The sequence below is a fragment of the Enterobacter bugandensis genome (assembly GCF_900324475.1).
GTDB classification, from domain to species: Bacteria; Pseudomonadota; Gammaproteobacteria; order Enterobacterales; family Enterobacteriaceae; genus Enterobacter; species Enterobacter bugandensis.
On record NZ_LT992502.1, the window covers coordinates 1444162 to 1469047 of the forward strand.

A 24886-nucleotide genomic window follows, 5' to 3' on the forward strand; every position below is an offset into this window, starting at 1 on the left:
ACAAAGCGAACCTAACCCAACGCCTGAATCGCTTTCTCCAGCGCCTCGCGCAGCAGGTGGCGGTCGTGACGATATTTAATATCGCTGGCTTCCAGCGGCTCCTGCACCACCACGCGATCGCCAATCCCTGTCACATCCACTTTCGGCCCAACCACCACACCGTCGATAATTTTCTTACCGACGTACTGCTCCATCAGGTCCAGCTTGTCCGCCAGCGACAGGCTCGCCGCTGCCGGGCTCAGCTCACGGCCCAGGTTACCGATATAGACCATCGGGGCAGGGGTGCGACGCAGCGCCTGCGCCAGCTCTTTTACCAGCAGAATGGGCATCAGGCTGGTATAAAAACTGCCTGGACCGATCAGGATAAGATCCGCTTCACCAATGGCCTCCACCGCTTCTCGCGTGGCGGGCACGCTCGGATAGGTCATCAACTCCGTTGGCGGCAGGAGGAGCTGGTCAATATTCACCTCGCCGTAGACTTCATGCCCTTCGGCATCGATTGCCATCAAGTCAACCGGTTGTTCAGACATGGGGATCAGGAATGCGTCCACCTTGAGCAGATTACGGATTAAGTTGATGGCTTCCAGAGGCCGTACGCTCAGGTGATCCAGCGCCTTTAGCATCAGATTTCCGAGGTTATGCCCGGAAAGTTCGCCATTGCCGCCAAAACGGTACTCAAACATCGCCGACGCGACGCTCGGCTCGGTAATTAACTGGTTCAGGCAGTTGCGCATATCTCCCCAGGCAATGCCGCCTTCAGCCCGCCTGATCCGCCCGGTTGAGCCGCCGTTGTCGGTGGTTGTCACTATCCCTGTCAGCCGTGAGCCCAGTGACGACAAAGAGGACATGACGCGGCCCAGGCCGTGGCCTCCGCCAAGAGCGACCACTCGGTCAAGATCCGCAAAAGTGCGATTGCGCATACGTATTCCTTATCACGTTCGATCGCGTAACAGTAACCTAACTACCCCCAAAAGACGATGCCTCACCCAATGCAAAATGACGTATATCAATGCGAAAATGCGGTTTTTAGGTATTCTGTAGCGAAAATGCAGGACTGAATCGCTATATACATAATTATATAGCGAAAAGCGACAATGGCGGAGTGTCGATTTCCACGCTACTATCGCCATAACCACGTTTTCAAAACTGAAAACATACACTCTAGCCCTGGCGCCTGTGTCGAATGATATGGCGCCCTGGCCGTGGCGGATTTGCCACCAGGGTACAGAAAGAAATGACTGTGCCTCCCGATCTGGAAAGGTGTACATGGCTTCACAACTTACTGATGCTTTCGCGCGTAAGTTTTACTACTTGCGTCTGTCGATTACCGATGTGTGCAACTTCCGTTGCACCTACTGTCTGCCCGATGGCTACAAGCCGGGCAGCGTCACCAATAACGGCTTTCTCTCCGTGGATGAAGTGCGCCGCGTCACGCGTGCGTTCTCTGAGCTCGGTACCGAAAAAGTCCGTCTGACCGGTGGCGAACCCTCCCTGCGCCGCGATTTCCCCGACATCATTGCCGCGGTACGCGAAAACGAACGCATCCGCCAGATCGCGGTGACCACCAACGGTTATCGCATGGCGCGTGACGTGGCCACCTGGCGCGACGCTGGCTTAACCGCGATCAACGTCAGCGTGGACAGCCTTGATGCCCGGCAGTTTCACGCCATTACCGGTCAGGACAAGTTCCGCCAGGTGATGGACGGCATCGATGCGGCGTTTACCGCCGGGTTCGAAAAAGTCAAAGTCAACACGGTGCTGATGCGCGACGTAAACCACCATCAGCTGGACACCTTCCTGGCGTGGATTAAATCCCGTCCCATTCAACTGCGTTTTATCGAGCTGATGGAAACGGGCGAGGGCAGCGAACTGTTCCGCCGCCACCATATTTCCGGCATGGTGTTGCGCGATGAGCTGCTGAAACGCGGCTGGATCCACCAGATCCGCCAGCGCAGCGACGGCCCGGCACAGGTCTTTTGTCACCCGGATTACGAAGGCGAGATTGGGCTGATCATGCCCTATGAGAAAGACTTCTGCGCCAGCTGCAACCGCCTGCGCGTATCGTCGGTGGGCAAGCTGCACCTCTGCCTGTTTGGCGACGGTGGCGTGGATCTTCGCGATCTGCTGGAAGACGATGCGCAGCAGGCCGCGCTTGAAGCGCGCATTTCTGAAGCGCTGACGCACAAAAAGCAGACCCACTTCCTGCATCAGGGCAATACCGGCATTACTCAGAACCTGTCCTACATCGGCGGGTAATCAGTCTTTAGAAGGAACCAGAAGATGAGTCAGGTCAGCGCAGAATTTATCCCGACACGCATTGCTATTCTTACCGTTTCCGACCGCCGTGGCGAAGAGGATGATACCTCCGGCCACTGGCTGCGTGAGGCGGCCCATGACGCGGGGCATACCATCGTCGATAAAGCGATTGTGAAAGAGAACCGCTACGCCATTCGCGCGCAGGTCTCTCAGTGGATCGCCAGTGCTGAGGTACAGGTGGTGCTGATCACCGGCGGCACCGGCTTTACCGCGGGCGATCAGGCCCCCGAGGCGCTGATCCCGCTGTTTGACCGCGAGGTAGAAGGCTTCGGTGAGGTGTTCCGCATGCTCTCCTTTGAAGAGATTGGCACCTCCACGCTGCAGTCGCGCGCGGTGGCCGGCGTGGCAAACAACACGCTGATTTTCGCCATGCCGGGCTCGACCAAAGCCTGCCGCACCGCATGGGAAAATATTATTGCCCCGCAGCTGGATGCCCGTACCCGTCCGTGTAATTTTCATCCCCATTTGAAGAAGTAAACTATGTCACAACTGACCCACATTAACGCCGCTGGCGAAGCGCATATGGTGGATGTCTCCGCCAAGGCCGAAACGGTGCGCGAGGCGCGTGCTGAGGCATTCGTCACCATGCTGCCTGAGACGCTGGCGATGATTATCGACGGCAGTCACCACAAGGGTGACGTCTTTGCCACCGCCCGCATCGCCGGTATTCAGGCTGCAAAACGGACCTGGGACCTCATCCCGCTCTGCCATCCGCTGATGCTGAGCAAGGTGGAAGTGAACCTGCAGGCGCAGCCGGAGCACAACCGCGTGCGTATTGAGTCCCTCTGCCGCTTAACCGGCAAAACCGGCGTGGAGATGGAAGCCCTGACGGCGGCCTCCGTCGCCGCGCTGACCATCTACGACATGTGCAAAGCGGTGCAGAAAGATATGGTGATTGGCCCGGTTCGTCTGCTGGCAAAAAGCGGCGGCAAATCCGGTGATTTTAAGGTGGACAGCCATGATTAAGGTGCTCTTTTTCGCCCAGGTGCGTGAGCTGGTTAATACCGACAGCCTGACGCTGGACGCCTCTTTTGAAAACGTCGCCGCCCTGCGCGCGCATCTGGCGGCACAAAGCGACCGCTGGGCGCTGGCGCTCGACGAAGGCAAGCTGCTGGCGGCCGTTAACCAGACGCTGGTGGAGTTCACCCACCCGCTGACTGAAGGGGATGAAGTGGCCTTCTTCCCGCCGGTCACAGGGGGCTAAGATGGCTGAAACCCGAATTCTGGTCGGTCCCGAGCGCTTTAACGTCGGTACAGAATATGACTGGCTGGCGGAGCGCGATGAAGACGGCGCGGTCGTTACGTTCACCGGTAAAGTGCGTAACCACAATCTCGGCGACAGCGTAAAAGCGCTGACGCTGGAGCACTATCCGGGCATGACGGAGAAATCGCTGGCGGCAATTGTGGATGAAGCGCGAGGCCGCTGGCCGCTCGGGCGGGTCACGGTGATCCACCGCATCGGCGAGATGTGGCCCGGCGAAGAGATTGTCTTTGTCGGCGTGACCAGCGCGCACCGCGGTAGCGCCTTTGCGGCAGGGGAGTTCATTATGGATTACCTCAAAACCAAAGCGCCGTTCTGGAAGCGCGAAGCCACGCCGGAAGGCGAGCGCTGGGTGGAATCTCGCGACAGCGATAAACAGGCCGCCAGCCGTTGGTAGTCGGTTTACGTGGATGTGTTACTCTTAATGTGTGTGTCTCTTCTTAACCTTAATCAGGAGTGAATCATGGACCGATTTCCGCGTTCCGATTCAATAGTACAGCAGACCCGTAGCGGCCTGCAGACGTATATGGCGCAGGTGTACGGCTGGATGACGGTCGGCCTGCTGCTTACCGCGTTTATCGCGTGGTATGCGGCAAACACGCCTGAGCTGATGATGTTTATCTTCTCCAGCAAAATCACCTTCTTTGGGCTGATTATCGCACAGCTGGCGCTGGTGTTTGTGCTTTCCGGCCTGGTGCAGAAACTCAGTGCCGGAATGGCGACCACGCTGTTTATGCTCTATTCGGCGCTGACCGGTTTGACGCTCTCCAGCATTTTCATCGTCTACACCTACTCCTCCATCGCCAGTACCTTCGTGGTGACCGGCGGGATGTTTGGCGTGATGAGCCTGTACGGTTACACCACCAAACGTGACCTGAGCGGCTTAGGTAATATGCTGTTTATGGGGCTGATCGGGATTGTGCTGGCATCGCTGGTGAACCTGTGGCTGAAGAGCGACGCGCTGATGTGGGCCGTGACCTATATCGGTGTAGTAGTCTTTGTCGGGCTGACGGCCTATGACACTCAGAAGCTGAAAAACATCGGCGAGCAGATCGACGTGCGCGACAGTTCAAACCTGCGCAAATACTCGATTCTGGGCGCGCTGACGCTCTATCTGGACTTCATCAATCTGTTCCTGATGCTGCTGCGGATTTTCGGTAACCGTCGCTGAGGTTGCTTTGCCGGGTGGCGGTGCGGTCTGGTACCCTCACCCTGACCCTCTCCCACGGGAGAGGGAACAAACACTAAAAACGGCAACAAGGTTGCCGTTTTGCTTTTATTTCGCCATTGCCTTCTCATTTTTCGCCCGTAACTTTTTCGCCCGGCTCTCCAGCACCAGATAACAGACCGTTGCCAGCGCCAGCGGCAGGAAGTAATAGAGCATGCGGTAGGCGAGCAGGGCGGCAATAATCGTCCCCTGTGAAACATGTTCTCCGGCCAGCAGCGCGATAAACACCGCCTCCAGCACACCAATTCCCGCCGGAATATGCACGATAACCCCGGCGATACTGCTCACCAGCAGCACGCCCAGCACGAAGAAGTAGTTCACGTCCTCGCCAATCAACAGCCAGATGATCGCCCCCATCGCCATCCAGTTGGCGCTGGATACCGCCATCTGCAGCACCGCGAACTTCCACGACGGCAGTACCAGTTTCTGCCCTTTAATGGTCATATGGCGGCGTCTGGCAAAGGCGCAGGCCCACAGATACACGGCGATGATCAGCAGCAGCACGATGCCGAGAATGCGCAGCGTGGCCTCGTCGATATACCAGTGCGCGGGCAGCTGCACCACGCCGATGGTGAAAATCACCCCACCCAGCAGAATGTACCCCAGCCAGTTGGTTGTGATACTCAGCGAGAAAATGCGGGTGATGGTTCCGCCCGGTAATCCGAGGCGTGAGTACAGGCGATAGCGCATGCCGATGCCGCCCACCCAGGTGCTCAGCGTCAGGTTGAAGGCGTAGCAGATAAACGACACCAGCATCACCTGACGTTTAGCCAGCTTGTGGCCGCAGTAGGCGCGACCGAGCAGGTCGTAGCAGCCGTACATCAGGTAGCTGACGATAACCAGCCCTACGGCGCCCAGCAGCACCAGCCGGTTATAGTTTCGGATAACCTTCCACACCTCTTCCCAGTCCACTTTCTGCGCGTAGACCACCAGCAGTACAGCGACCGCGATAAAGAATACCCAGGTGAGGATTTTTTTCGCCAGCCGCCAGCGAGGATGAGATTTTGACATCAGGGTTTGCCTCCATCTTCCGCTTCAACGCGGTCCTGGGTTTCCATTTCAGGTTGTACCGGCGGATCAACCTGCGCCAGCTTTGGCGTATGCGCCGGCAGCCAGCCGACCATCGCCGGGAAGTGGCGCAGGAAGTGGAACACCACCACGCCGATGCCAACGTTCCACCAGCTCCGTTTCGGCACCATGGACTCATCCACCCGCACACAGTCCTTATGGATAAGTCCCTGAAGGTTATCCCGCAGGGTCTGGTTAAACTGACGGTCGTGGATGATCAGGTTCGCTTCCAGGTTCAGCGACAGGCTCAGCGGATCGAGGTTACTGGAGCCGACGGTTGCCCAGTGGTCATCCATGACGGCCACTTTGCCGTGCAGCGGGCGGCGGCGATATTCATATATCTGCACGCCGCTTTTCACCAGGTAGCGGTAGAGCAGGCGCGCGCCCACCTTTACAATCGGCATATCCGGCTCGCCCTGCACAATCAGTTTAACGCTCACGCCGCGTCGGGCCGCGTTGCGCATGGCGTGCAGAATACGGTAGCCGGGGAAGAAATAGGCGTTGGCGATAATCACTTCGCGCTTCGCATTGGCCAGCATCTTCAGGTAATGACGTTCAATATCGTCCCGATGCTCCTCGTTGTCCCGCCAGACAAACAGCGCCTGCGCTTCGCCGGGCTTGCGGTTCTCTTCCGGGCGATGACGGCGTCGCCACCAGCGGCGAGCGGCCTCTTTACCGGGCAAGTTTTCCAGCACGAACAGCTGGATGTCCTGAACCACCGGTCCCTCAATACGGATCGCGTAGTCCTGCTTGGCCTCCGGGCCGTAATCCGACATATGTTCGGCGGAGTAGTTAATGCCGCCCACGAACGCCACCGTTTCGTCCACTACGACGATTTTGCGGTGCATGCGGCGGAACAGGTTGGTGCGCATGCCGAACAGACGCGGACCGGGATCGTAATAGCGGAACACCACGCCGGCGGCGGTGAGCTCGTTAACAAATTCATCGCTAAGATCCGGCGAGCCATATCCATCGAGCAGGGCCTCGATTTTTATCCCGCGCCGGGCGGCATGCAGCAGTACGCTGTGTAGCTGCCTGCCAACGTCGTCTTCAAACCAGATAAACGTTTCAAGGTAGACTTTCTGCTGTGCGTGGCTAATCGCCTCAAAGACCGCCGGATAAAAGTTATCGCCGTTTTCCAGCAGCGTAATACGGTTACCTTCCTGCCAGGTGCATTTCATAAGTGGATCTCCGCGCTCAGCGGGGCATGGTCGGAAAGATGTCGCCAGTTCAGTAACGCCAGCGCCGTCGGGCTGCTGGCATGCGCATTTTTCACGTAGATGCGGTCCAGGCGCAGCAGGGGGAAGCGCACCGGAAACGTCCGTGCGGGACGACCATGGGCCCGGGTGAAAATTTCCTCCAGTCCCGCTTTGACCTTCAGCGGATGGTTGGCGCGCTGCCGCCAGTCGTTAAAATCCCCGGCGACCACCACGGGTTCGCCTTCCGGCAGCGCATTGGTCCAGTCCGCCAGCATCTGCAGCTGCGCCTGGCGGTGGGCTTCACGCAGTCCGAGGTGAACGCAGCCCACGTGAACCGGAACGTCAAGTTCCGGCGGCGTGATGCGGCAGTAAAGCAGCCCGCGCTTTTCGCTCTCCCCGACGGAAACGTCCCGGTTCTCATAATGTTCTATAGGAAAACGCGACAGCACCGCATTACCGTGATGGCCTTCCGGATAGACCGCATTGCGGCCGTAAGCGTAATCGCTCCACATGGTGTCGGCCAGGAATTCATAGTGCGGCGTATCGGGCCAGTTTTCGAAATGCATGGGGTGTACCTCATGCGCGCCCATCACCTCCTGCAGGCAGACAATGTCCGCGCTGACGGTGCGTACCGCGTCGCGCAGCTCCGGTAAAATGAAGCGGCGGTTAAATGCTGTGAAGCCCTTATGAATGTTTATCGTCAGCACCTTAAGCGAGAAATGCTGCGTTTTTTTGCTCATAAACACCTTCCTGGGTGACTATCCCGATGAAAATAAAGTGTAGTCGGCGTCACAAAAAGATGCGGCGTTACGGAATTTTCCGTAAAGTGCGGTAGTCTGATTAAGCAGAGAAAAATCCTTCAGGAGAGAAGCCATGAAGTGGCAACAACGTGTTCGTGTCGCAACGGGTTTGAGTTGCTGGCAGATAATGTTGCATTTACTGGTCGTGGCCGTACTGGTGATGGGCTTGATGAGCGGCACGCTGGTGCGTGTTGGCTTAGGGCTATGCGTCCTCTATGGCGTCACCGTGCTGTCGATGCTGTTCTTACAGCGCCACCATGACGCGCGCTGGCGCGAGGTGGGTGATGTGCTCGAAGAGCTCACCACCACCTGGTACTTTGGTGCCGCGATGATCGTGCTGTGGCTGCTGTCACGCGTGCTGCAAAACAACCTGCTGCTGGCCCTCGCGGGTCTGGCAATCCTTGCAGGGCCAGCGGTAGTGTCGCTGCTCACTAAAGAGAAAAAGCTACGCAATGTTGCGTCTAAACATCGCATAGGCCACTGACCCCGTCGTGGCCGCTATGACCAGTAGCGGCCACAAACTTCCCCAGACAATGTCCAGACTCGCATCCTTCAGATAGATCTGCTTGGTGATATCCGTAAAGTGTCGAATCGGGTTTATCCACGTTAAATCCTGCAGCCACACCGGCATGTTCTCGACGGGCGACACGTACCCGGAGAGCAGAATCGCCGGCATCATAAAGACGAATACCCCGATAAACGCCTGCTGCTGCGTGGAGCAGAGCGCTGAAATCAGCAGCCCAAACCCCACCAGCGACAGCCCGTAAATCACCATCGTGAAGTAAAACAGCGCCAGCGATCCGGCGAACGGGATCTCATAGGCCCAAATTCCCACCCCCAGCACGATGGTGGCCTGGAAGGTGGCGACGATCAGCGCCGGCACCGCTTTGCCGACGAAAATCTGCCAGGTGGCGAGCGGGGAAACCAGCAGCTGATCCAGCGTGCCCTGTTCGCGCTCGCGGGCCACGGACAGAGAGGTCACGATCATCACCCCGATGGTGGTGATCATGGCGATCAGCGACGGCACCACAAACCACTTGTAGTCCAGATTCGGGTTGTACCAGTTGCGCACCACCAGCTCGCTGTTATTAGGCTTCGGTTTGCCCTCCATCAGCTCCTGCTGATACTCCTTCACTATCTGCTGCAGGTAGTTGGCCGCTATCTGGGCGCTGTTGGAGTTGCGCCCGTCGAGGATCAGCTGCATCGGCGCGGTCTGGAAGGTGTCCAGATTGCGGGAGAAATCCGCCGGGAAACGCACCAGCAGCAGCGCTTTTTGCGTGTCGATAGTGGGCTGGATCTCCTGCGGGCTTTTCAGCAGCAGGATGTGGGTAAAGGCTTTCGCCCGGGCAAAACGCTGCGTCAGTTCGACGGCGTGTTTGCCGTTGTCTTCATTATAAATGGCAATGGTGGCGTTAGTTACCTCAAGGGTGGCGGCAAACGGGAACAATAAAACCTGAAGCAGCACCGGCAGCACCAGAATGGCGCGGGTTTGCGGCTCGCGCAGCAGGGACTGCAGTTCTTTGCGGATCAATGTCCATAAGCGGTGAAACATGTGCGCTCCTTAATCCAGTCGCCGTTTGGTTTTCAGCCACGTCAACCCGATAAACATCACCGCCGACGCCAGCAAAAACAGGGTATTGATAATCAGCACCACCGGAATATTCCCCGCCAGGAACAGGCTCTGCAGCGTGCTCACGAAGTAGCGCGCCGGAATGATGTAGGTCACGGCGCGGATCACCGCAGGCATGCTGTCTATCTGGAAGATAAAACCGGAGAGCATAATCGATGGCAGGAAAGCGGCGTTGAGCGCCACCTGCGCGGCGTTAAACTGGTTGCGGGTGATGGTGGAGATGAGCAGCCCCATCCCCAGCGTGCTGAGTAAAAACAGGCTGGTGATAAAGAACAGCACCACCAGCGAGCCGCGATACGGCACGCCAAGAATAAAGACCGCGACCAGCATGCAGAGCAGCATCGCCAGCATGCCGAGGAAGTAGTAGGGGATGAGCTTGCACAGCAGCAGCTCAACCCGCGTCACCTCGGTGGAGAGCAGCGCCTCCATAGTGCCGCGCTCCCACTCGCGGGCGATGACCAGCGAGGTGAGGATCGCGCCAATCACCGTCATAATGATGGTCACCGCCCCCGGAATAATAAAGTGCTGGCTGATGGCGGCGGGGTTAAACCAGTAGCGCGTCTGCACATCGATGAGCGGTTCAAACGTCTCGCCCCGGTCTTCGGCGCGCTGCATCTGCCAGAGCTGCCAGATCCCCTCCGCATAGCCCTGCACGAAGTTGGCGGTGTTCGGCTCGCTGCCGTCGGTAATCACCTGAATCGGCGCATCGGCGCCCGGGCGCGCCATGTTGGCGGCGAAATCCACCGGGATGACGATCAGGCCGCGAATTTTCCCGGCCTGCATTTTCTGGATCAGTTCCTGCCGGTTGTCGCTGACGGTGGCGTCAATGTAGGGTGAGCCGGTCATGGCATGGGTGAAGTCCAGCGCCTCTTCGCTCTGCTGCTCCAGCAAAATACCGACCCGCAGCTTGCTGGAGTCGAGGTTAATGCCGTAGCCAAAAATAAACAGCAGCAGCAGGGGGATCACCACCGCAATCAGCCAACTGCTGGGATCGCGCACGATCTGCCGCGTCTCTTTGATGCACAGGGCACGCACCCGGCGCCAGGAAAGGGCGTTACTGCGCATGAGCATTCTCCTTATCCCAGTCGTGGATGAGGGTGATAAACGCCTGCTCCATGGTCGGGTCTGGCTGTGCGTCGTCGGCGGCCTGCGCTTTCAGGTCGTCCGGCGTGCCGTGGGCAATCAGCTTGCCGCGGTAGACCAGCCCGATGCGGTCGCAATACTCTGCCTCGTCCATAAAGTGGGTGGTGACCATTACGGTCACGCCTTTTTCCACCATGCTGTTGATATGCAACCAGAATTCTCGGCGGGTGAGGGGATCCACGCCTGACGTGGGTTCATCAAGAAACAGGATATCCGGCTCGTGCATCAGCGAGCAGGCCAGCGCCAGCCGCTGCTTAAAGCCGAGCGGCAGCTCGTCGGTGGCGTGGGACGCAATATTCGTTAACCCGAAGGCGTCGCTCATGCGGCGGATTTTTTCATTCTGCGCCCGCCCGCGCAGGCCGTACACGCCGGAGAAAAAGCGCAGATTCTGCTCGACCGTCAGGTTGCCGTACAGCGAGAACTTCTGCGCCATATAGCCGAGATGCTGGCGCGCCTTGCCGGAGCTGACTTTAAGATCCATGTCCAGCACCAGCGCCTTGCCGGACGTCGGGACCAGCAGGCCGCACATCATTTTAAAGGTGGTGGATTTTCCCGCCCCGTTCGGCCCGAGCAGGCCAAATATCTCGCCGCGCTTCACCGCGAAATTGACGTTGTCGGTGGCGGCGAAATCCCCGAACTTTTTGGTGAGCGATTTGGCTTCGATCACCGTTTCGCCGGGCGTGCCTTCCACCGTGTGCAGGATCGCCCCAAGCGGCGACTCGGAGGTCCCCGCGCCGCCCAGCAGGTCGATGAACGCATCTTCAAAACGCGGCGCCGTCTCTTCCATCTCAATCGTCGGCATCCCAGGCGCCCGGCGAATATCGTCGACGGTGGCCTCTTTTTTGAGGATGACCCGCACCGAGCGGCCCTGAATCATCCCGTCGCTGACCTGCGGCAGCCTGAGCACCCGCTGCAGCAGCCTGCGGTTGGACTCCTGCGGGCTGTGCAGCAGGAAGCTGCGCCCGGCCATGCTCTGCGTCAGCGTCGTCGGCTCGCCCTGATAGAGCAGTTCGCCTTCGTTCATCAGCAGCACGTCCCGACACTGCTCCGCTTCGTCGAGGTAGGAGGTGCTCCAGAGGATCAGCATCCCGTCCCCCGCCAGCTCGTGCACCATCTGCCACAGCTCGCGGCGGGAAATCGGGTCCACGCCGACGCCGGGCTCATCGAGCAACAGCACCTTCGGCTCGCCCACCAGCGTGCAGGCCAGCCCCAGCTTCTGCTTCATCCCGCCGGAAAGCTTGCCCGCCAGCCGGTCGGTGAACGGGCCGAGGGAGGTAAATTCGAGCAGTCGGGCGAAGGTTTTCTGCCGGGTTTCACCGGTGACGCTGCGCAGGTCGGCGTACAGATTGAGGTTCTCCATCACCGTCAGATCTTCGTACAGGCCAAACTTCTGCGGCATATAGCCGAGCATGGCGTGGAGCGCGCCGTCGTCTTTTATCGGGTCAAGGCCAAGCACTCTGGCCGAGCCTTCATCCGGTTTCAGCAGCCCCGCCAGCATCCGCATCAGCGTGGTTTTGCCCGCGCCGTCCGGGCCCACCAGTCCGGTCACGTAGCCTTTCTGAATGCTGCAGTTCAGCGGCGCGACCGCCGGTTTATCCATTCCGGGGAAGCGTTTGACCAGATTATTGAGCTGGATAACCGCATCATTCATGTCGTTCCCCGTCGTTTAAGGTCACGGTAACAGGCATGCCCTGACGCAGCGCGTCGTCCGCGTCGGTGACGATGATGCGCAGACGGTACACGAGGTCGGTACGCAGATCCGGCGTTTCAACGGTTTTCGGCGTGAATTCGGCGGTAGGGGAGACAAAGCCCACTTTGCCGTGATACGGCTTGTCCGGGCGACCGTCGGTATAGAGCAGCAGCTCGCGGCCCGGCTGCATCTGGCCGAGATTCGGCTCATCAATGTAGGCCCGCACCCATACCGGACGGGTTAAGGACAGCGTCAAGACGGTACTGCCCGCGCTGAGCATGCTGCCCGGCTCTACCGCGCGGGTCATCAGCGTGCCGTCAGATGGGGCGGTTAAGATAGTGTCGTGCAGATCCAGCTCCGCCTGAGCCAGCTGCGCCTGCGCCTGCTCGAGGCTGGCCTTCGCCTGGGCGATGTCCTGCTCGCGGTTACCGGAGCGGTACTGGCTTAATTTATCCTGCGCGGATTTCAGCGTCGCCTGCGCCTGGTCGCGGGATGACCGCGCGTTTTCCAGATCGTTGGCGGAAATGGTGCGGCTTTTCCACAGCCCCTGCTGGCGGTTATAGAAGTTCTGCGCGTAGTCGTAGGCGGCTTTGGCCTGCTTAACGGCGGCAGCGGCCTGGGCAATCTCCTCATCGCGATAGCCTGCCAGCATCAGATCATACTGCGCCTGGGCGACGGAGACGCCGGCTTTTGCCTGCATCAGCGCGTTCTCAAAGGGAGCTTTATCCAGCACGCCCAGCGTCTGCCCGGCTTTGATGGCATCGCCTTCGTCAACGCTCAGCGAGGCGAGACGTCCGCCGACGCGGAAGCTCATATTCACCGTGCGAATATCCACGTTACCGTACAGCGTCAGGCCCCGATCCTGCTGGCTCTGATACCACAGCCAGCCACCGATTCCCGCGGCAAGCAAAACAACTACCACCAGAACGATGGCGACAGGTTTTTTCATCACTTCAGGCTCCTTTGCGTTAAGCCTTGCAGGATCAGATCGAGATGACAGGTGATGACCTGGCTAATCTGCGCGGCTTTATCCTCATCGAATTGTGCCCAGCCCGTGCGTAACAGGATGGTTTCACGCCCCAGACGGAAGGCGAGAATTTCGCCCAGCAGGGCGTGGGTATGCAAAATGGTGTCGGTATCGCTGGCGTCCCGCCCGGTGTAGGCGGCAATCAGCCGGGTCAGATGGGTGTGCATCGGGGCAATCACCTGATCGTGTACCAGCTGATAAGCGGCAGTGGGGGAGAGCTGCTCGCGGGAGATAAATTTGCTCAGGTTGAGCGTATCGTCGTGCGTCAGCAGGCGGATCATATTGTGGCAGGCATTGAGAATAAGTTGCCTGATAGCGGTACGATCCGGCGTCGGCTGGCTCAGCAGCGCGCAGGCCTCCTCAACGTGCGGGCGAAAATTGTTGCCAATAAAATCGGCAATCCACTGGGCGCAGGCGAGGTATAAATCCTCTTTTGAGCCAAAATAGTAGGTAATGGCCGCAATGTTTTGCCCGGCCTGGGCGGCGATATCCCGCGTGGTGGCATGCAGGCCATACTCGCCAAACTGCGCCAGCGCGGCGGCGATAAGCTGGCTTTTGGCCTGTTCACCTTTGGTTGTCGTCGGTGTCGTATTCATGTCGGCATTAAAAATTAATCAATCGATTGATTAAAATTATACCTGAATCGCTAAATCGTCGAGGGATACGACAGGGATATTTTATGCGCCACGTCACAAAAGCTGCTACACTCCGCACCTTCGCGACATTGTGGTTTTTGTCCTTCTATTCGTGATATCTCCCTGAAAACTACACCTGTGATGGTCGGGGCGGTTCGGAGTTTTTATGTCTTTTGATTCCCTTGGCCTGAACCCGGAAATTCTGCGCGCGATCGCAGAGCAGGGCTACGTTGAGCCAACCCCTATCCAGCAGCAGGCTATTCCGGCCGTGCTTCAGGGCCGTGACCTGATGGCCAGCGCCCAGACCGGCACCGGTAAAACCGCGGGCTTTACCCTGCCGCTGTTAGAGCTTCTGGTAAAAAACCAGCCGCACGCCAAAGGCCGTCGTCCGGTGCGCGCGCTGATCCTCACCCCAACCCGCGAGCTGGCAGCCCAGATTGGCGAGAACGTGCGTGAGTACAGCCGCTATCTCAACATTCGCTCGCTGGTGGTTTTCGGTGGCGTGAGCATTAACCCGCAGATGATGAAGCTGCGCGGCGGCGTGGACGTGCTGGTGGCAACGCCGGGCCGTCTGCTGGATCTGGAACACCAGAACGCGGTTAAGCTCGACAGCATTGAAATTCTGGTGCTGGACGAAGCCGACCGCATGCTCGATATGGGCTTCATTCATGATATTCGTCGCGTGCTGGCGAAGCTGCCGCCGCGTCGCCAGAACCTGCTCTTCTCCGCGACCTTCTCCGATGAGATCAAGGCGCTGGCGGAAAAGCTGCTGCATAACCCGCTGGAAGTGGAAGTGGCGCGCCGCAACACCGCTTCCGAGCAGGTGACGCAGCACGTTCACTTTGTGGATAAAAAGCGCAAGCGGGAGCTGCTCTCCCAGATGATCGGTCAGGGCAACTGGCAGCAGGTGCTGGTCTTTACCCGCACCAAGCACGGTGCCAACCACCTGGCGGAACAGCTGAATAAAGACGGCATCCGCAGCGCGGCGATCCACGGTAACAAGAGCCAGGGCGCGCGTACCCGCGCGCTGGCGGACTTCAAGTCCGGCGACATCCGCGTACTGGTGGCGACCGACATCGCTGCCCGTGGCCTCGATATTGAAGAGCTGCCGCACGTGGTGAACTACGAGCTGCCAAACGTCCCGGAAGATTACGTTCACCGTATCGGTCGTACCGGCCGTGCGGCAGCAACAGGTGAGGCGCTCTCTCTGGTCTGCGTGGACGAGCACAAGCTGCTGCGCGACATCGAACGCCTGCTGAAGAAAGAGATCCCGCGCATCGAAACCCCGGGCTATGAAGTGGACCCGTCCATCAAAGCGGAGCCGATTCAGAACGGTCGTCAGGGTGGTGGTCGCGGTCAGGGCGGCGGTGGTCGCGGCCAGCAGCCGCGTCGTGCTGAAGGTGGCGCGCCGAAGTCATCCGGCAAACCGCCGCGTCGTAATAACGACGGCAAGCCGGCCGGTGAAAGCCCGTGGCGCAGCGGCGAAGGGAAACCGGCAGGCGAGGGGCAGCGCCGACGCCGCCCGCGCAAGCCTGCTAACCCGCAGTAATCTGGAAGCCCGGTCGTAAAGCCGGGCTTTTCTTTTTGCGACGGCGAAGAGAAAGTGCCACAATAGTGGCTGTTTATACAGTATTTCAGGTTTTCCAATGGCTTTAACCGCGGCGCTGAAAGCGCAAATAGGCGCCTGGTATAAGGCGCTTCAGCAGCAGATCCCCGATTTTATCCCCCGAGCGCCGCAGCGGCAGATGATTGCCGACGTGGCAAAAACGCTCGCCGGGGACGACGGGCGACATCTGGCGATTGAAGCCCCGACCGGCGTTGGGAAAACCCTGTCGTATCTCATTCCCGGCATCGCTATTGCGCGGGAAGAGGACAAAACGCTGGTGGTCAGCACTGCGAACGTGGCCTTGCAGGACCAGATCTTCAGCAAAGATTTGCCGCTGCTGCGCAAAATCATCCCCGATCTCCGCTTCACCGCCGCCTTTGGGCGCGGGCGCTACGTCTGTCCGCGTAACCTGGCGGCGCTGGCCAGCAGCGAGCCCTCGCAGCAGGATCTGCTCGCCTTTCTGGATGACGAGCTGACGCCAAACAATAAAGCCGAGCAGGAACAGTGCGCAAAGCTGAAAGCCGAGCTCGACGGCTATAAGTGGGACGGCCTGCGGGATCATACCAGCCTGGCGATTAGCGACGACCTGTGGCGCAGGCTCAGTACCGATAAAGCAAGCTGCCTGAACCGCAACTGTCACTACTACCGGGAATGCCCGTTCTTCGTCGCCCGGCGCGAGATCCAGGAGGCGGAGGTGGTTGTCGCCAACCACGCGCTGGTGATGGCGGCGCTGGAGAGCGAAGCGGTGCTGCCGGAGCCGAAAAATCTGCTACTGGTGCTCGACGAAGGCCACCACCTGCCTGACGTGGCGCGGGACGCGCTGGAGATGAGCGCGGAAATCACCGCTCCGTGGTTCCGACTTCAGCTGGATCTGTTCTGCAAACTGGTGGCGACCTGCATGGAGCAGTTTCGCCCAAAAACCACGCCGCCGCTGGCGGTACCCGAGCGTCTGAGCGAGCACTGTGAAGAGGTTTACAGCCTTATCTCGTCTCTGAATAACATCCTCAATCTTTATCTTCCGGCAGCCCAGGAGGCAGAACACCGCTTCGCGATGGGCGAGTTGCCGGACGAGGTGATGGAGATCTGCCAGCAGCTGGCGAAGCATCTCGAAAAGCTGCGCGGGCTGGCGGAGATGTTCCTGAACGACCTCAGCGAGAAAACTGGCTCGCACGACGTGGTGCGGCTGCACCGCATCCTGCTGCAGATGAACCGCGCGCTGGGGATGTTTGAGGCGCAGAGCAAGCTCTGGCGGCTGGCCTCGATGGCGCGGGCGTCGGGCGCGCCGGTCACCAAATGGGCCACCCGCGAAGTACGCGACGGGCAGGTGCATCTCTTTTTCCACTGCGTGGGCATCCGCGTGGCCGATCAGTTGGAAAAGCTGATCTGGCGCAGCGTGCCGCACGTGGTCGTTACCTCTGCGACGCTGCGCTCTCTGAACAGCTTTTCACGGTTGCAGGAGATGAGCGGCCTGAAAGAGAAAGCGGGCGATCGTTTTGTGGCGCTGGACTCGCCGTTCAACCACTGCGAGCAGGGCAAGCTGGTCATTCCACGCATGAAATACGAGCCGCTTATCGACAACGAAGAGCAGCACATTGCGGAGATGGCGGCCTACTTCCGCGAGCAGGTCGAAAGTAAAAAATATCCCGGCATGCTGGTGCTGTTTGCCAGCGGGCGGGCGATGCAGCGCTTCCTGGAGCACGTCACCGACCTGCGTTTACTCCTGCTGGTGCAGGGCGACCAGCCCCGTTACCGGCTGGTGGAAACGCATCGCAAACGTATTGATAACGGCGAGCGCAGCGTGCTGGTGGGGCTACAGTCCTTTGCCGAAGGGCTGGATTTGAAGGGGGATTACCTGACGCAGGTGCATATCCATAAGATCGCCTTTCCGCCTATCGACAGCCCGGTGGTGATCACCGAGGGCGAGTGGCTGAAAAGCCTCAACCGCTATCCGTTTGAGGTGCAGAGCCTGCCTGCGGCGTCGTTTAACCTGATTCAGCAGGTGGGGCGTCTTATTCGTAGCCACGGCTGCTGGGGTGAGGTAGTGATTTACGACAAGCGTTTGCTCACCAAAAACTACGGTCAGCGGCTGCTGAACGCGCTGCCGATCTTCCCGATTGAGCAGCCGGAGGTGCCTGAAGTAAAAAAACGCCCGGCAAAACTGGCCGCCGGGCGCAGGAAAAGCATCCGTGCTAAGGGGCGCGGTCCTACTGGTAAGTAAAGGTCACCTGAATCACGCTGCTGAACGTGCCTGCGGAGACGGGCATAGACGTGGCGTAATAGCGGGCGGAGAGCGGAAACGTGGCCGTGTGGTCAGCCGGGTTAATCGGCACGTTAAACGCCGCCTGCGGGGCGATCAGGATCTTGTCCTGTCGGTCGGCCAGCTCCAGCGCCAGCCCCTTCGCGCTGCCGGTGTTGGCGAATTTGGTCGGGTGCACGCTGTCTGCCTGGCCGTAGAAATAGGCCGTGGCAAGCGCCAGCGTGGCGGGACAGTGCGATACCGAGAGCGAAAAATCTTTCCATTCGCCGGTATCCCCTACATCTTTAAAATTACCTGATACTGCCTGGCCTAAATCTACAGTCAGGTTGCGGCTGGCGCTGTCAATGACGCAGGTGTTGGCGTAAATATTCCCCGTCATCTGGATCTGAATATCATCGGCGTGGGCCTGGGCTATCAGGCCCAGCGCCAGCATCAAAGCTGTTTTTTTCATGATCGTCACTTATAAGCGAGGGTAACGGTGGCGACGGTGTTGGCAGGGCCTGGCGTCACGACGTTGCTGGTTTGTTCGTAGCGAACCTCAAACGGGATCGCCAGCGTCTGGTTGGCGATTGCCTGGCTTTGGGTGTTCACGTAGGTGTCAAAGGTGGCGAGTTGGTTATCAACCAGCATTCTGACCCCGACGCCGGTTGCCATGCCGGGCTGCCGGGTGAGTTTGATCACCCCTGCTGACCCCGGTTCATAACCATTTGAACTGGTGACCTTCACTTCAGGCTGCACGTTGCTGTTGCAGTTCACCGTCACGTCAAAGTTTTGCGCCGGGCTGGATAACATCCCCACGCTAATAAAATCGCTGACCGGGAAGTCGCCCAGATTAATGGTCAGGTTTTTTGGGGAAACGGAGCAGGTGACGTTCTGGAAGTTAACGTTTCCTGCGTAGGAGATAACATTGGGTGAACCAATGCCGTCGTTGCCATATACGCCAATACCGAACTCTGTTTGCGCCTGAAGCAGCGTGCCGGACTGTACTGCATCACTGGTTTTAACCAGCTCAAGCGTGACGTTAAAGTCAAAGGACTGATATCCATCGGTCGAGACATAGCCGATGGGCGTACTGCGGGAATCGCAGGCGACCTTTCCCCCGCCTGAAATGCGCTGGCCCTGGTCGTTCCTTAAGGCAATGCCGACTCCAGGCACGCCTGTGTCATAAACGCCGGTCAACCCGGGTATCTCCGAACCACTTCCGTAATAGCAGGAGATGATTTCCATCCCGCTTTCGTAAGGATGGTTGCAGTTACCCGCGACGTGTACCGTCTGCTCCGTACCGGGAATGGTAGCGCCTACTGCCAGCGTCGTCGGAACCGAAATGGTGGCAACGTTGATCATTTTCGGCATATCGGGCGTAGTGCAGTCAGCCTTCGCATGCGGCATAAATAATGCCGCGGTGCCCAGAATCAGTAAGAAAAAGCATTGTTTTATCATTTGCATAGTCGTTAGCCTGAACGGTGAATCAATGACACTGCGCGGCAGCGTTAATGATGCTGGTTTTCTCTTTCTCATCCGTTAGCGCATAGTCAGCGATGCAGTGCTCGCTCGCGTCCTGTCCCCAGGAAACGGCGAGATGCCCCTGCTGCGGCAGACCCGAAAGATAGGTCTGGCCGTCATTACCCACAATAAACTCGCTGTCCTTATCCTCTGTGGTGACCGTCGCGCCGAACGGCAGCGGTTTGCCGTTGTGCGTCAGCGTCATCAGCACGCGGTTGCCCACGCGGGTGTTAAAGCTGGCGCGCACCACGGCCCCGCGAGTTGGGGTGACGACCTGCGCGGCGTGGGTGACGTCGGCATTGTCCGGCAGCGTTTCGGTATCCAGCGCAATGGTGTTATGGCGATACGCGGTCACATACGGGACAACGGTGTAGCCGCGGAAGTCGGTTTCAACGCCGGTCTGATTAGTGATATGCGTCCCGTGCGTGCCCGGCGCTTTCACCAGCGCGATGGTCTCACCGAGCGGCTGGCTCAGGGTGATGCCGTTCGCATGGGCAACCACGCCGCCCTGCAGACCGACGTTCACGGTCTGCTGATATTTGTCCTGGCTGACGCCGCCGCTCAGTTCGCCGTACGTTGCTTTGTAATCGGCGTTGAGGCTGGTGGAGTTGCCGCTGCCGGTACTGCTCACCCCCTCCTGAATATTCCAGTTGAGGTTATCTTCTTTCAGCGCCGTGCCGTTCAGACCGATATTCTGCGTGGTGCCATCTTTGGTGTTGTTCAGGTTGTAGGTGGCCCAGGTGTTATGCATCCAGTGGTCCAGCGGCACCGAGACGCTCAGCGCGAACTGGTTGTCGTTCGTCACCTCATTGCCGTCTTCGTCGCTGTCGCGGGTGTTTTTGTTCATGCTGTAGCTGAGGCTGTAGCTCACGCCGTGCCAGCTGTTGTTGTAGCTGACGCTCACCGAGGTCATGTCCTGGCTCTGGGTCCAGTAGGTTTCTTTCACCAGGCTCAGGGTTACGGAACCCCAGCCTTCCGGCAGCGTCTGGTCGACGGTGGCTTCGGTACGGGCGCGGCGCTGCTGCGGTTCAGACCAGTCGTCAGAGCGGGTATACGACTCCATGGTGTCTTCCAGGGTGTAAAACCCTTTGCTGTTATAGCGGTAGCCGGCCAGCGAGAAGTTGGTGCCTGACTGGGCGATATCTTTGCTGTAGCGCACGCGCCACGACTGGCCTTTGCTGGCCTGCTGTTTTTTCAACAGGGCTTTGGCGCGAGTGACGTCAATGGAGAAGGCGCCTAAATCGCCCATGTTTTTCCCGACGCCCACCGCCTGAGACTGATAATGGCTGCTCTGCTGAACGCCGCCGTAGGCGGTGATACCGTAGGGTAAACCGTAGATGGCGCTGCCCTGGGCAAACGGGGTCTTTTCGACATCGTTGTCATAGGAACGATAACGCCCGGCGGTCACGCTGTAGCGCAGGTTTTTTTCACGCTGCAAGACCGGCACGGAGGCAAACGGCACGACAAAATGGCTTTCGCTGCCGTCGGTCTCTTTCACGGTAACCTGCAGGTCGCCGCTGCTGCCGGTGGGGTAGAGATCGTTAATTTCGAAGGCGCCCGGCGCGACCGTGTTCTGATAAATGACGTAGCCGTTCTGGCGAACCACCACCAGCGCGTTGCTGTGGGCCGTGCCGCGGATAATCGGCGCGTAGCCTTTCTCGCTGTCCGGCAGCATGTCGCTGTCGGATTTCAGCTCCACCCCGGTGTAGGGAACGCTGTCAAACACGTCGGCAGGGGATGAGCTCTGGCCGACGGTGATGTCGCTTTTCATTGCCACGATATCGCGTTGCGCATAGGTATAAACGGAGGTGAATTTCTGCTCCTCCTCATGGCCCGTGGTGCTGCGATTCCAGGTGGAATAGTTGCGAATGCGCCATGCGCCAACGTTCAGGCCTGGGCGCAGGTTTACGTACTGGCTGCTGTTATCCTGCTCACCGTGCTGTCGCGCGCGGCTGTGGCTGGCATTGGCGCTGTAATTAAGCAGGCCCGCAGTGATCCCTTCGTCAAACTCTTTCGGGTCAATGTAACCGCGAGGCACCTGGCCCAGCGCCGTTTGAGGGATGCTCATCAGCAGCTGCTGGTTGCGAACGCGAAAGGTGGCGGATGCCGCAGGAATGACATGTAAATCAGCACACTGGCCTTTGGCCATCAGCTGCGGAAATTTTTTGGTTTTGATGCCGAGGCTTTTTAATTCCTCAAGGCTAAAGCAAGGCTGCAGCGTGCTGTTGCCCTGCGAATCTTTCTGAAGCGTAAAGGTCACGTTGCGGGTATCAATTTTATTATTATTGATAAATACCGCGACCTCATATTTCCCCGGCGCCTGACCAGGCCCTTTTTCATAGATGGACAGATCGGTTTTACCCTGCTGGGGATTATCAATATCCAGCAGGGCAGGGTTAAAATAATCATCAGCCATAACCTGCTGCGCAAAGATCGCCATTGCCAGGCCACAGAGAATGACCAGCAATGAAGACAATCGGCAGGTGAACGGCTTTTTATGGCTGTACATAATTATTTTATTACCGGGCAAAAGAATTAATGAACGGATTTCGACCAGGTATGGCTGATGCTGCCGAAGTCGGTAATAATGGAATACGTCACGTTCGCGCCCCCGACATTACCCGGTAAGGCAAAATGCGTTTCCGTTTTCGGAACAGCCCAGGTGGCTTTCGCGACTTTATGACCATTCAGCGTAACGGTCTGGAAATTCATATAGAACGGCGTGGGGTTATTCACCACCAGATCGTTCCCTTCGCGGCGCCATTCAAGTTTATCCGCCACATCTTCTGGTCTGCCTTTTACCGCAGACGGGCGATACAGTAATTTGATTCGAGTATTAATGGCGATTTGCAGCGTATTTACCCCCTCAACGTGTTTTGAGGAAGGGATTGCTTTAATGTTCAACCAGTACAGGGATTCCCTGTCTTCTGGTAAATTTCCGCCCGTACGCACCACGCGCAGAACGTTATCTTCGTGCGCATCCAGACGGAAAAGCGGCGGGGTGATCAGGAACGGGGCTTTGGCCAGGTTTTTACCGCCGGAATCAACCCAGGACTGCACCAGATAATCCGTCGCATCTGGATTTGAAAGACCAAGAGAAGATTCCTTTTTATCTCCCTGATAGACCAGTCGGGTGCCGTTAATAATGACCCCAGCATGTGAAGCAGTTGCTACCAGTAAAAGCGTGCTCAGTAAATAACCGTGGCGCATAAAGATTTCTCAATGAATAGAGAAGATATTAATGCTCGCGAAAGCATTAATATCTCCGGATTGATAAGATCAGTTATAAATAACGGTGAAGGTTGAAACGGAGTTAGCGGGGCCTGCGGTAATTGCCGGGCCGGTTTGGATATAGCGTGCGCCGAACTCCAGATCGTTAACCGCCGTGCCGGAGGTTAACTGATACTGCTGAGACGGCGTATACAGGCTGACAGGCTGCTGCGAGGCATCCACCAGCTGAATCGCCACCCCTGTCGCCGCATCGGTATCTGGCGTTAAGGCAAGCGTTGAATTGTTATTCGCATCCGGTGTTCCGCCAAAGTTAATGGCGGCGGAAGTGACCGTGTCAGGACAATTCGTTAACTGAATATCAAACTTCGTTAAGGTGCTGGTAGAGCCTGCACCGGTAAATACCGTTTTAGACACTTTCCCCAGCTGTACATTTAATGGATTACTTAATCCATTTACGACCTGACAAGCAGAATCGATAATTTCGCCGGTGAAGTTTATTTGCCCTTCACCGTTCGTTGCCGCAAACGTGGATGCAGAACATCCCACCGCTGCGGCGATGATTAAACCTAAAGCAACCTTGTTCATAGCAAATCCTGATATGTTTCGGGTGAGAGCGTTGCCTGGACGTTTTCACCGTTGACCCTTAATGACTTTCCGCTGGTTATTTAATCAAAAAATGTATGAATACGAATCTGCTATAGAAATCACAAATAATTGAAAAAAAGCTTGTGTTTATTTTTTGCTATTAAAACAGAAGGTTGTCTTAAGGGATAAAAAACTAACGGATAGCCATTCATCAGGGCTATAGTGTTAACAAGATAGGCTGTCAGGAGGAATGTCGTGGATTATCGCAAAATTATCAAAGAGGTAGGACGTGGGAAAAACCACGCCCGCGACCTGGACCATGAAACCGCTCGCGCGCTTTACACCCGTATGCTCAACGGCGAGGTACCGGACCTGGAAATGGGCGGCATCCTGATTGCGCTGCGTATCAAAGGCGAAGGCGAAGCGGAGATGCGTGGTTTCTACGAGGCGATGCAGGCGCAAACGCTGCGCTTAACGCCGCCGGTGGCAAAACCGATGCCGATTGTGATCCCGAGCTATAACGGGGCGCGCAAGCAGGCAAACCTGACGCCGCTGCTGGCGATATTGTTACATAAGCTGGGGTTCCCGGTGGTGGTACATGGGGTCAGCGAAGATCCCACGCGCGTACTGACAGAAACCATCTTTGAACTGCTGGGCATTGAACCGACTCTCCATGCCGGCCAGGCGCAGGCAAAGCTGGAGGGGAACCAGCCGGTCTATATTCCCGTTCGTGCGCTCTGCCCGCCTTTGGAAAAGCAGCTGGACATGCGCTGGCGCATGGGCGTGCGTAACAGTGCGCACACCCTGGCGAAGCTGGCAACGCCGTTTGCTGAGGATGCCGCACTGCGCCTTTCCAGTGTTTCTCATCCGGAGTACGTGACGCGCGTCGGTCAGTTCTTTGCCGAAATCGGTGGACGCGCACTGCTGATGCACGGAACAGAAGGGGAGGTGTACGCCAACCCGCAGCGTTGCCCACAGCTGATGCTGATCGATTCTGTCGGTACGCGCGTTGTGCTTGAACGCGGGGAAGAAAACAGCGATGTGATTCTGCCGGAGTCAAAAGATCCGCAGGTTACCGCGCACTGGATTACGCAGTGCCTGGCCGGAAATGTGCCGGTCCCACAGTCGATCAAACTGCAAATGGCCTGCTGCTTGCTGGCGACAGGGGAGGTAGAGACGGTGGAAGCGGGGTTACAGCGGGTGGCACAGTCGTTTTAAGCAAAAAAAAGCCCGTCCAGTGGCGGACGGGCAAGCAAGGGTAACAAACAACAGGGTCAATGAGGGTTGGAGCAGCTCACCAGAGGGTTTGGCGAGGGTACAGCATTCATTTCAGGCGATTATTTGTAGATAACCGCAGTACCGCTCAGCTTGTTATTGGTGTTAGCGGAGGTGATGGTGTATCCGCTTGCACCGGCAGAAGCGGCTTTCTCAGCCAGCTTGGCTTCCAGGCCGTCCAGCGTGGTCGCGCCTTCTGCACTTACCACACCGATTTTATTCATGCTCTGGGCCTGAGTGGATGAAACAGGCTCTACGGCGAATGCGCCGAAAGACAGAGCGGACAGGGCAACAGCAGCTACAGCATATTTGATGGTTTTCATAATTAATCTCTCGCAGGTGTTTTCTGTTAAGGGGACGATGTTCCGTCGATGTGATAAGTATCACGTTTTTTCCTGAGGGATAAAATCGAAGAGAATTGACGTGATCAGT

At 57.8% G+C, this 24886-nt stretch carries 25 protein-coding genes and 1 riboswitch; of the genes, 10 read left to right on the forward strand and 15 right to left on the reverse strand.

From position 1 onward, the window contains the following. Nucleotides 1–11: 11 nt before the first annotated feature. On the reverse strand, nucleotides 12–920 hold the full coding sequence (gene yvcK, locus DG357_RS06990; protein ID WP_028012420.1) for a uridine diphosphate-N-acetylglucosamine-binding protein YvcK: 909 nt from the start codon (nucleotides 918–920) through the stop codon (nucleotides 12–14). A 225-nt stretch (nucleotides 921–1145) separates the two neighbouring features. Further along, nucleotides 1146–1279, forward strand: a riboswitch (molybdenum cofactor riboswitch). On the opposite strand from yvcK, the gene moaA reads away from it, so the two are divergent. The 6 genes from moaA to DG357_RS07025 all read left to right on the forward strand — a co-directional run bounded on the left by moaA (nucleotide 1267) and on the right by DG357_RS07025 (nucleotide 4748). Further along, nucleotides 1267–2256, forward strand: a complete 990-nt coding sequence (gene moaA, locus DG357_RS07000; protein ID WP_088204427.1) for a GTP 3',8-cyclase MoaA — start codon at nucleotides 1267–1269, stop codon at nucleotides 2254–2256. It overlaps the preceding riboswitch by 13 nt. A 24-nt stretch (nucleotides 2257–2280) precedes the next feature. Further along, nucleotides 2281–2793 (forward strand): molybdenum cofactor biosynthesis protein B, encoded by a 513-nt coding sequence (moaB, locus tag DG357_RS07005; RefSeq protein ID WP_028012422.1) that lies wholly within the window; start codon nucleotides 2281–2283, stop codon nucleotides 2791–2793. A 3-nt stretch (nucleotides 2794–2796) separates the two neighbouring features. Further along, nucleotides 2797–3282 carry a cyclic pyranopterin monophosphate synthase MoaC gene (gene moaC, locus DG357_RS07010; RefSeq protein WP_008501142.1) on the forward strand — a complete coding sequence of 162 codons (486 nt, stop codon included), beginning with the start codon at nucleotides 2797–2799 and terminating at the stop codon, nucleotides 3280–3282. Next, complete coding sequence (gene moaD, locus DG357_RS07015) at nucleotides 3275–3520, forward strand: molybdopterin synthase sulfur carrier subunit (protein WP_045259953.1); 246 nt, start codon at nucleotides 3275–3277, stop codon at nucleotides 3518–3520. The genes moaC and moaD overlap by 8 nt, the downstream gene beginning before the upstream one ends. A gap of 1 nt (nucleotide 3521) precedes the next feature. Further along, nucleotides 3522–3974, forward strand: coding sequence for a molybdopterin synthase catalytic subunit MoaE (gene moaE, locus DG357_RS07020; RefSeq protein WP_041910729.1), 453 nt, complete (start codon nucleotides 3522–3524; stop codon nucleotides 3972–3974). A 66-nt stretch (nucleotides 3975–4040) separates the two neighbouring features. Continuing rightward, nucleotides 4041–4748 (forward strand): Bax inhibitor-1/YccA family protein, encoded by a 708-nt coding sequence (locus tag DG357_RS07025; RefSeq protein WP_010428846.1) that lies wholly within the window; start codon nucleotides 4041–4043, stop codon nucleotides 4746–4748. A 105-nt stretch (nucleotides 4749–4853) separates the two neighbouring features. Here DG357_RS07025 and DG357_RS07030 read toward each other — a convergent pair whose 3' ends face one another. From DG357_RS07030 to DG357_RS07040, 3 genes are read right to left on the reverse strand one after another with little or no spacing between them, the layout of a single operon-like run. Next, nucleotides 4854–5816, reverse strand: a complete 963-nt coding sequence (locus DG357_RS07030) for a lysylphosphatidylglycerol synthase domain-containing protein (RefSeq protein WP_048959982.1) — start codon at nucleotides 5814–5816, stop codon at nucleotides 4854–4856. Further along, on the reverse strand, nucleotides 5816–7054 hold the full coding sequence (gene clsB, locus DG357_RS07035; protein ID WP_045259955.1) for a cardiolipin synthase ClsB: 1239 nt from the start codon (nucleotides 7052–7054) through the stop codon (nucleotides 5816–5818). Before clsB ends, DG357_RS07030 begins: the two co-directional genes overlap by 1 nt. Next, nucleotides 7051–7812 carry an endonuclease/exonuclease/phosphatase family protein gene (locus DG357_RS07040; protein ID WP_041910727.1) on the reverse strand — a complete coding sequence of 254 codons (762 nt, stop codon included), beginning with the start codon at nucleotides 7810–7812 and terminating at the stop codon, nucleotides 7051–7053. Before DG357_RS07040 ends, clsB begins: the two co-directional genes overlap by 4 nt. Nucleotides 7813–7945: 133 nt before the next feature. Here DG357_RS07040 and DG357_RS07045 point away from each other — a divergent pair, with 133 nt between their 5' ends. Continuing rightward, nucleotides 7946–8356, forward strand: a complete 411-nt coding sequence (locus DG357_RS07045) for a YbhQ family protein (RefSeq protein WP_028012428.1) — start codon at nucleotides 7946–7948, stop codon at nucleotides 8354–8356. Here DG357_RS07045 and DG357_RS07050 read toward each other — a convergent pair. The 5 genes from DG357_RS07050 to cecR are packed head-to-tail and all read right to left on the reverse strand — an operon-like array spanning nucleotide 8318 to nucleotide 13958. Continuing rightward, on the reverse strand, nucleotides 8318–9424 hold the full coding sequence (locus DG357_RS07050; protein ID WP_041910726.1) for an ABC transporter permease: 1107 nt from the start codon (nucleotides 9422–9424) through the stop codon (nucleotides 8318–8320). The genes DG357_RS07045 and DG357_RS07050 overlap by 39 nt on opposite strands. A gap of 9 nt (nucleotides 9425–9433) precedes the next feature. After that, nucleotides 9434–10567: an ABC transporter permease gene (locus DG357_RS07055; RefSeq protein WP_028012430.1), complete on the reverse strand. Its 1134-nt coding sequence runs from the start codon at nucleotides 10565–10567 to the stop codon at nucleotides 9434–9436. Next, a complete protein-coding gene (locus DG357_RS07060) occupies nucleotides 10557–12296 on the reverse strand; it encodes an ATP-binding cassette domain-containing protein (RefSeq protein WP_108780328.1) in 1740 nt (579 codons plus the stop codon). The genes DG357_RS07055 and DG357_RS07060 overlap by 11 nt, the downstream gene beginning before the upstream one ends. Next, a complete protein-coding gene (gene hlyD / locus DG357_RS07065; RefSeq protein WP_049136972.1) occupies nucleotides 12289–13284 on the reverse strand; it encodes a secretion protein HlyD in 996 nt (331 codons plus the stop codon). Before hlyD ends, DG357_RS07060 begins: the two co-directional genes overlap by 8 nt. Then, entirely contained in the window at nucleotides 13284–13958 is a 675-nt protein-coding gene (cecR, locus tag DG357_RS07070) for a transcriptional regulator CecR (protein ID WP_045630915.1), read from the reverse strand. The genes hlyD and cecR overlap by 1 nt, the downstream gene beginning before the upstream one ends. A 205-nt stretch (nucleotides 13959–14163) precedes the next feature. Between cecR and rhlE the strand changes: the two genes are divergently transcribed. Both rhlE and dinG read left to right on the forward strand, forming a co-directional pair. Continuing rightward, a complete protein-coding gene (rhlE, locus tag DG357_RS07075) occupies nucleotides 14164–15546 on the forward strand; it encodes an ATP-dependent RNA helicase RhlE (RefSeq protein WP_028012434.1) in 1383 nt (460 codons plus the stop codon). Between the two features lie 97 nt (nucleotides 15547–15643). Then, nucleotides 15644–17821 carry an ATP-dependent DNA helicase DinG gene (gene dinG / locus DG357_RS07080; RefSeq protein ID WP_088204429.1) on the forward strand — a complete coding sequence of 726 codons (2178 nt, stop codon included), beginning with the start codon at nucleotides 15644–15646 and terminating at the stop codon, nucleotides 17819–17821. On the opposite strand, the gene DG357_RS07085 is transcribed toward dinG, so the two are convergent. From DG357_RS07085 to DG357_RS07105, 5 genes are all read right to left on the reverse strand, one after another. Next, nucleotides 17808–18311, reverse strand: coding sequence for a fimbrial protein (locus tag DG357_RS07085; RefSeq protein WP_047368144.1), 504 nt, complete (start codon nucleotides 18309–18311; stop codon nucleotides 17808–17810). The two genes, dinG and DG357_RS07085, sit on opposite strands and share 14 nt — an antisense overlap. A gap of 5 nt (nucleotides 18312–18316) precedes the next feature. Then, nucleotides 18317–19306, reverse strand: coding sequence for a fimbrial protein (locus tag DG357_RS07090; RefSeq protein ID WP_048960241.1), 990 nt, complete (start codon nucleotides 19304–19306; stop codon nucleotides 18317–18319). 22 nt (nucleotides 19307–19328) lie between these two features. Then, nucleotides 19329–21872: a fimbria/pilus outer membrane usher protein gene (locus DG357_RS07095; RefSeq protein ID WP_139128217.1), complete on the reverse strand. Its 2544-nt coding sequence runs from the start codon at nucleotides 21870–21872 to the stop codon at nucleotides 19329–19331. A gap of 26 nt (nucleotides 21873–21898) precedes the next feature. Then, nucleotides 21899–22573 carry a fimbrial biogenesis chaperone gene (locus DG357_RS07100; protein WP_028012439.1) on the reverse strand — a complete coding sequence of 225 codons (675 nt, stop codon included), beginning with the start codon at nucleotides 22571–22573 and terminating at the stop codon, nucleotides 21899–21901. Nucleotides 22574–22642: 69 nt separating this feature from the next. Next, the gene (locus DG357_RS07105; protein ID WP_028012440.1) at nucleotides 22643–23179 is read right to left on the reverse strand and encodes a fimbrial protein; all 537 of its coding nucleotides are present in this window, start codon (nucleotides 23177–23179) and stop codon (nucleotides 22643–22645) included. A gap of 255 nt (nucleotides 23180–23434) precedes the next feature. On the opposite strand from DG357_RS07105, the gene ybiB reads away from it, so the two are divergent. After that, nucleotides 23435–24397: a DNA-binding protein YbiB gene (ybiB, locus tag DG357_RS07110; RefSeq protein ID WP_047368145.1), complete on the forward strand. Its 963-nt coding sequence runs from the start codon at nucleotides 23435–23437 to the stop codon at nucleotides 24395–24397. Between the two features lie 119 nt (nucleotides 24398–24516). Here the strand turns inward: ybiB and ybiJ are convergent, their stop codons facing one another. Further along, on the reverse strand, nucleotides 24517–24777 hold the full coding sequence (ybiJ, locus tag DG357_RS07115) for a DUF1471 family protein YbiJ (RefSeq protein ID WP_088204430.1): 261 nt from the start codon (nucleotides 24775–24777) through the stop codon (nucleotides 24517–24519). Nucleotides 24778–24886: the final 109 nt, after the last annotated feature.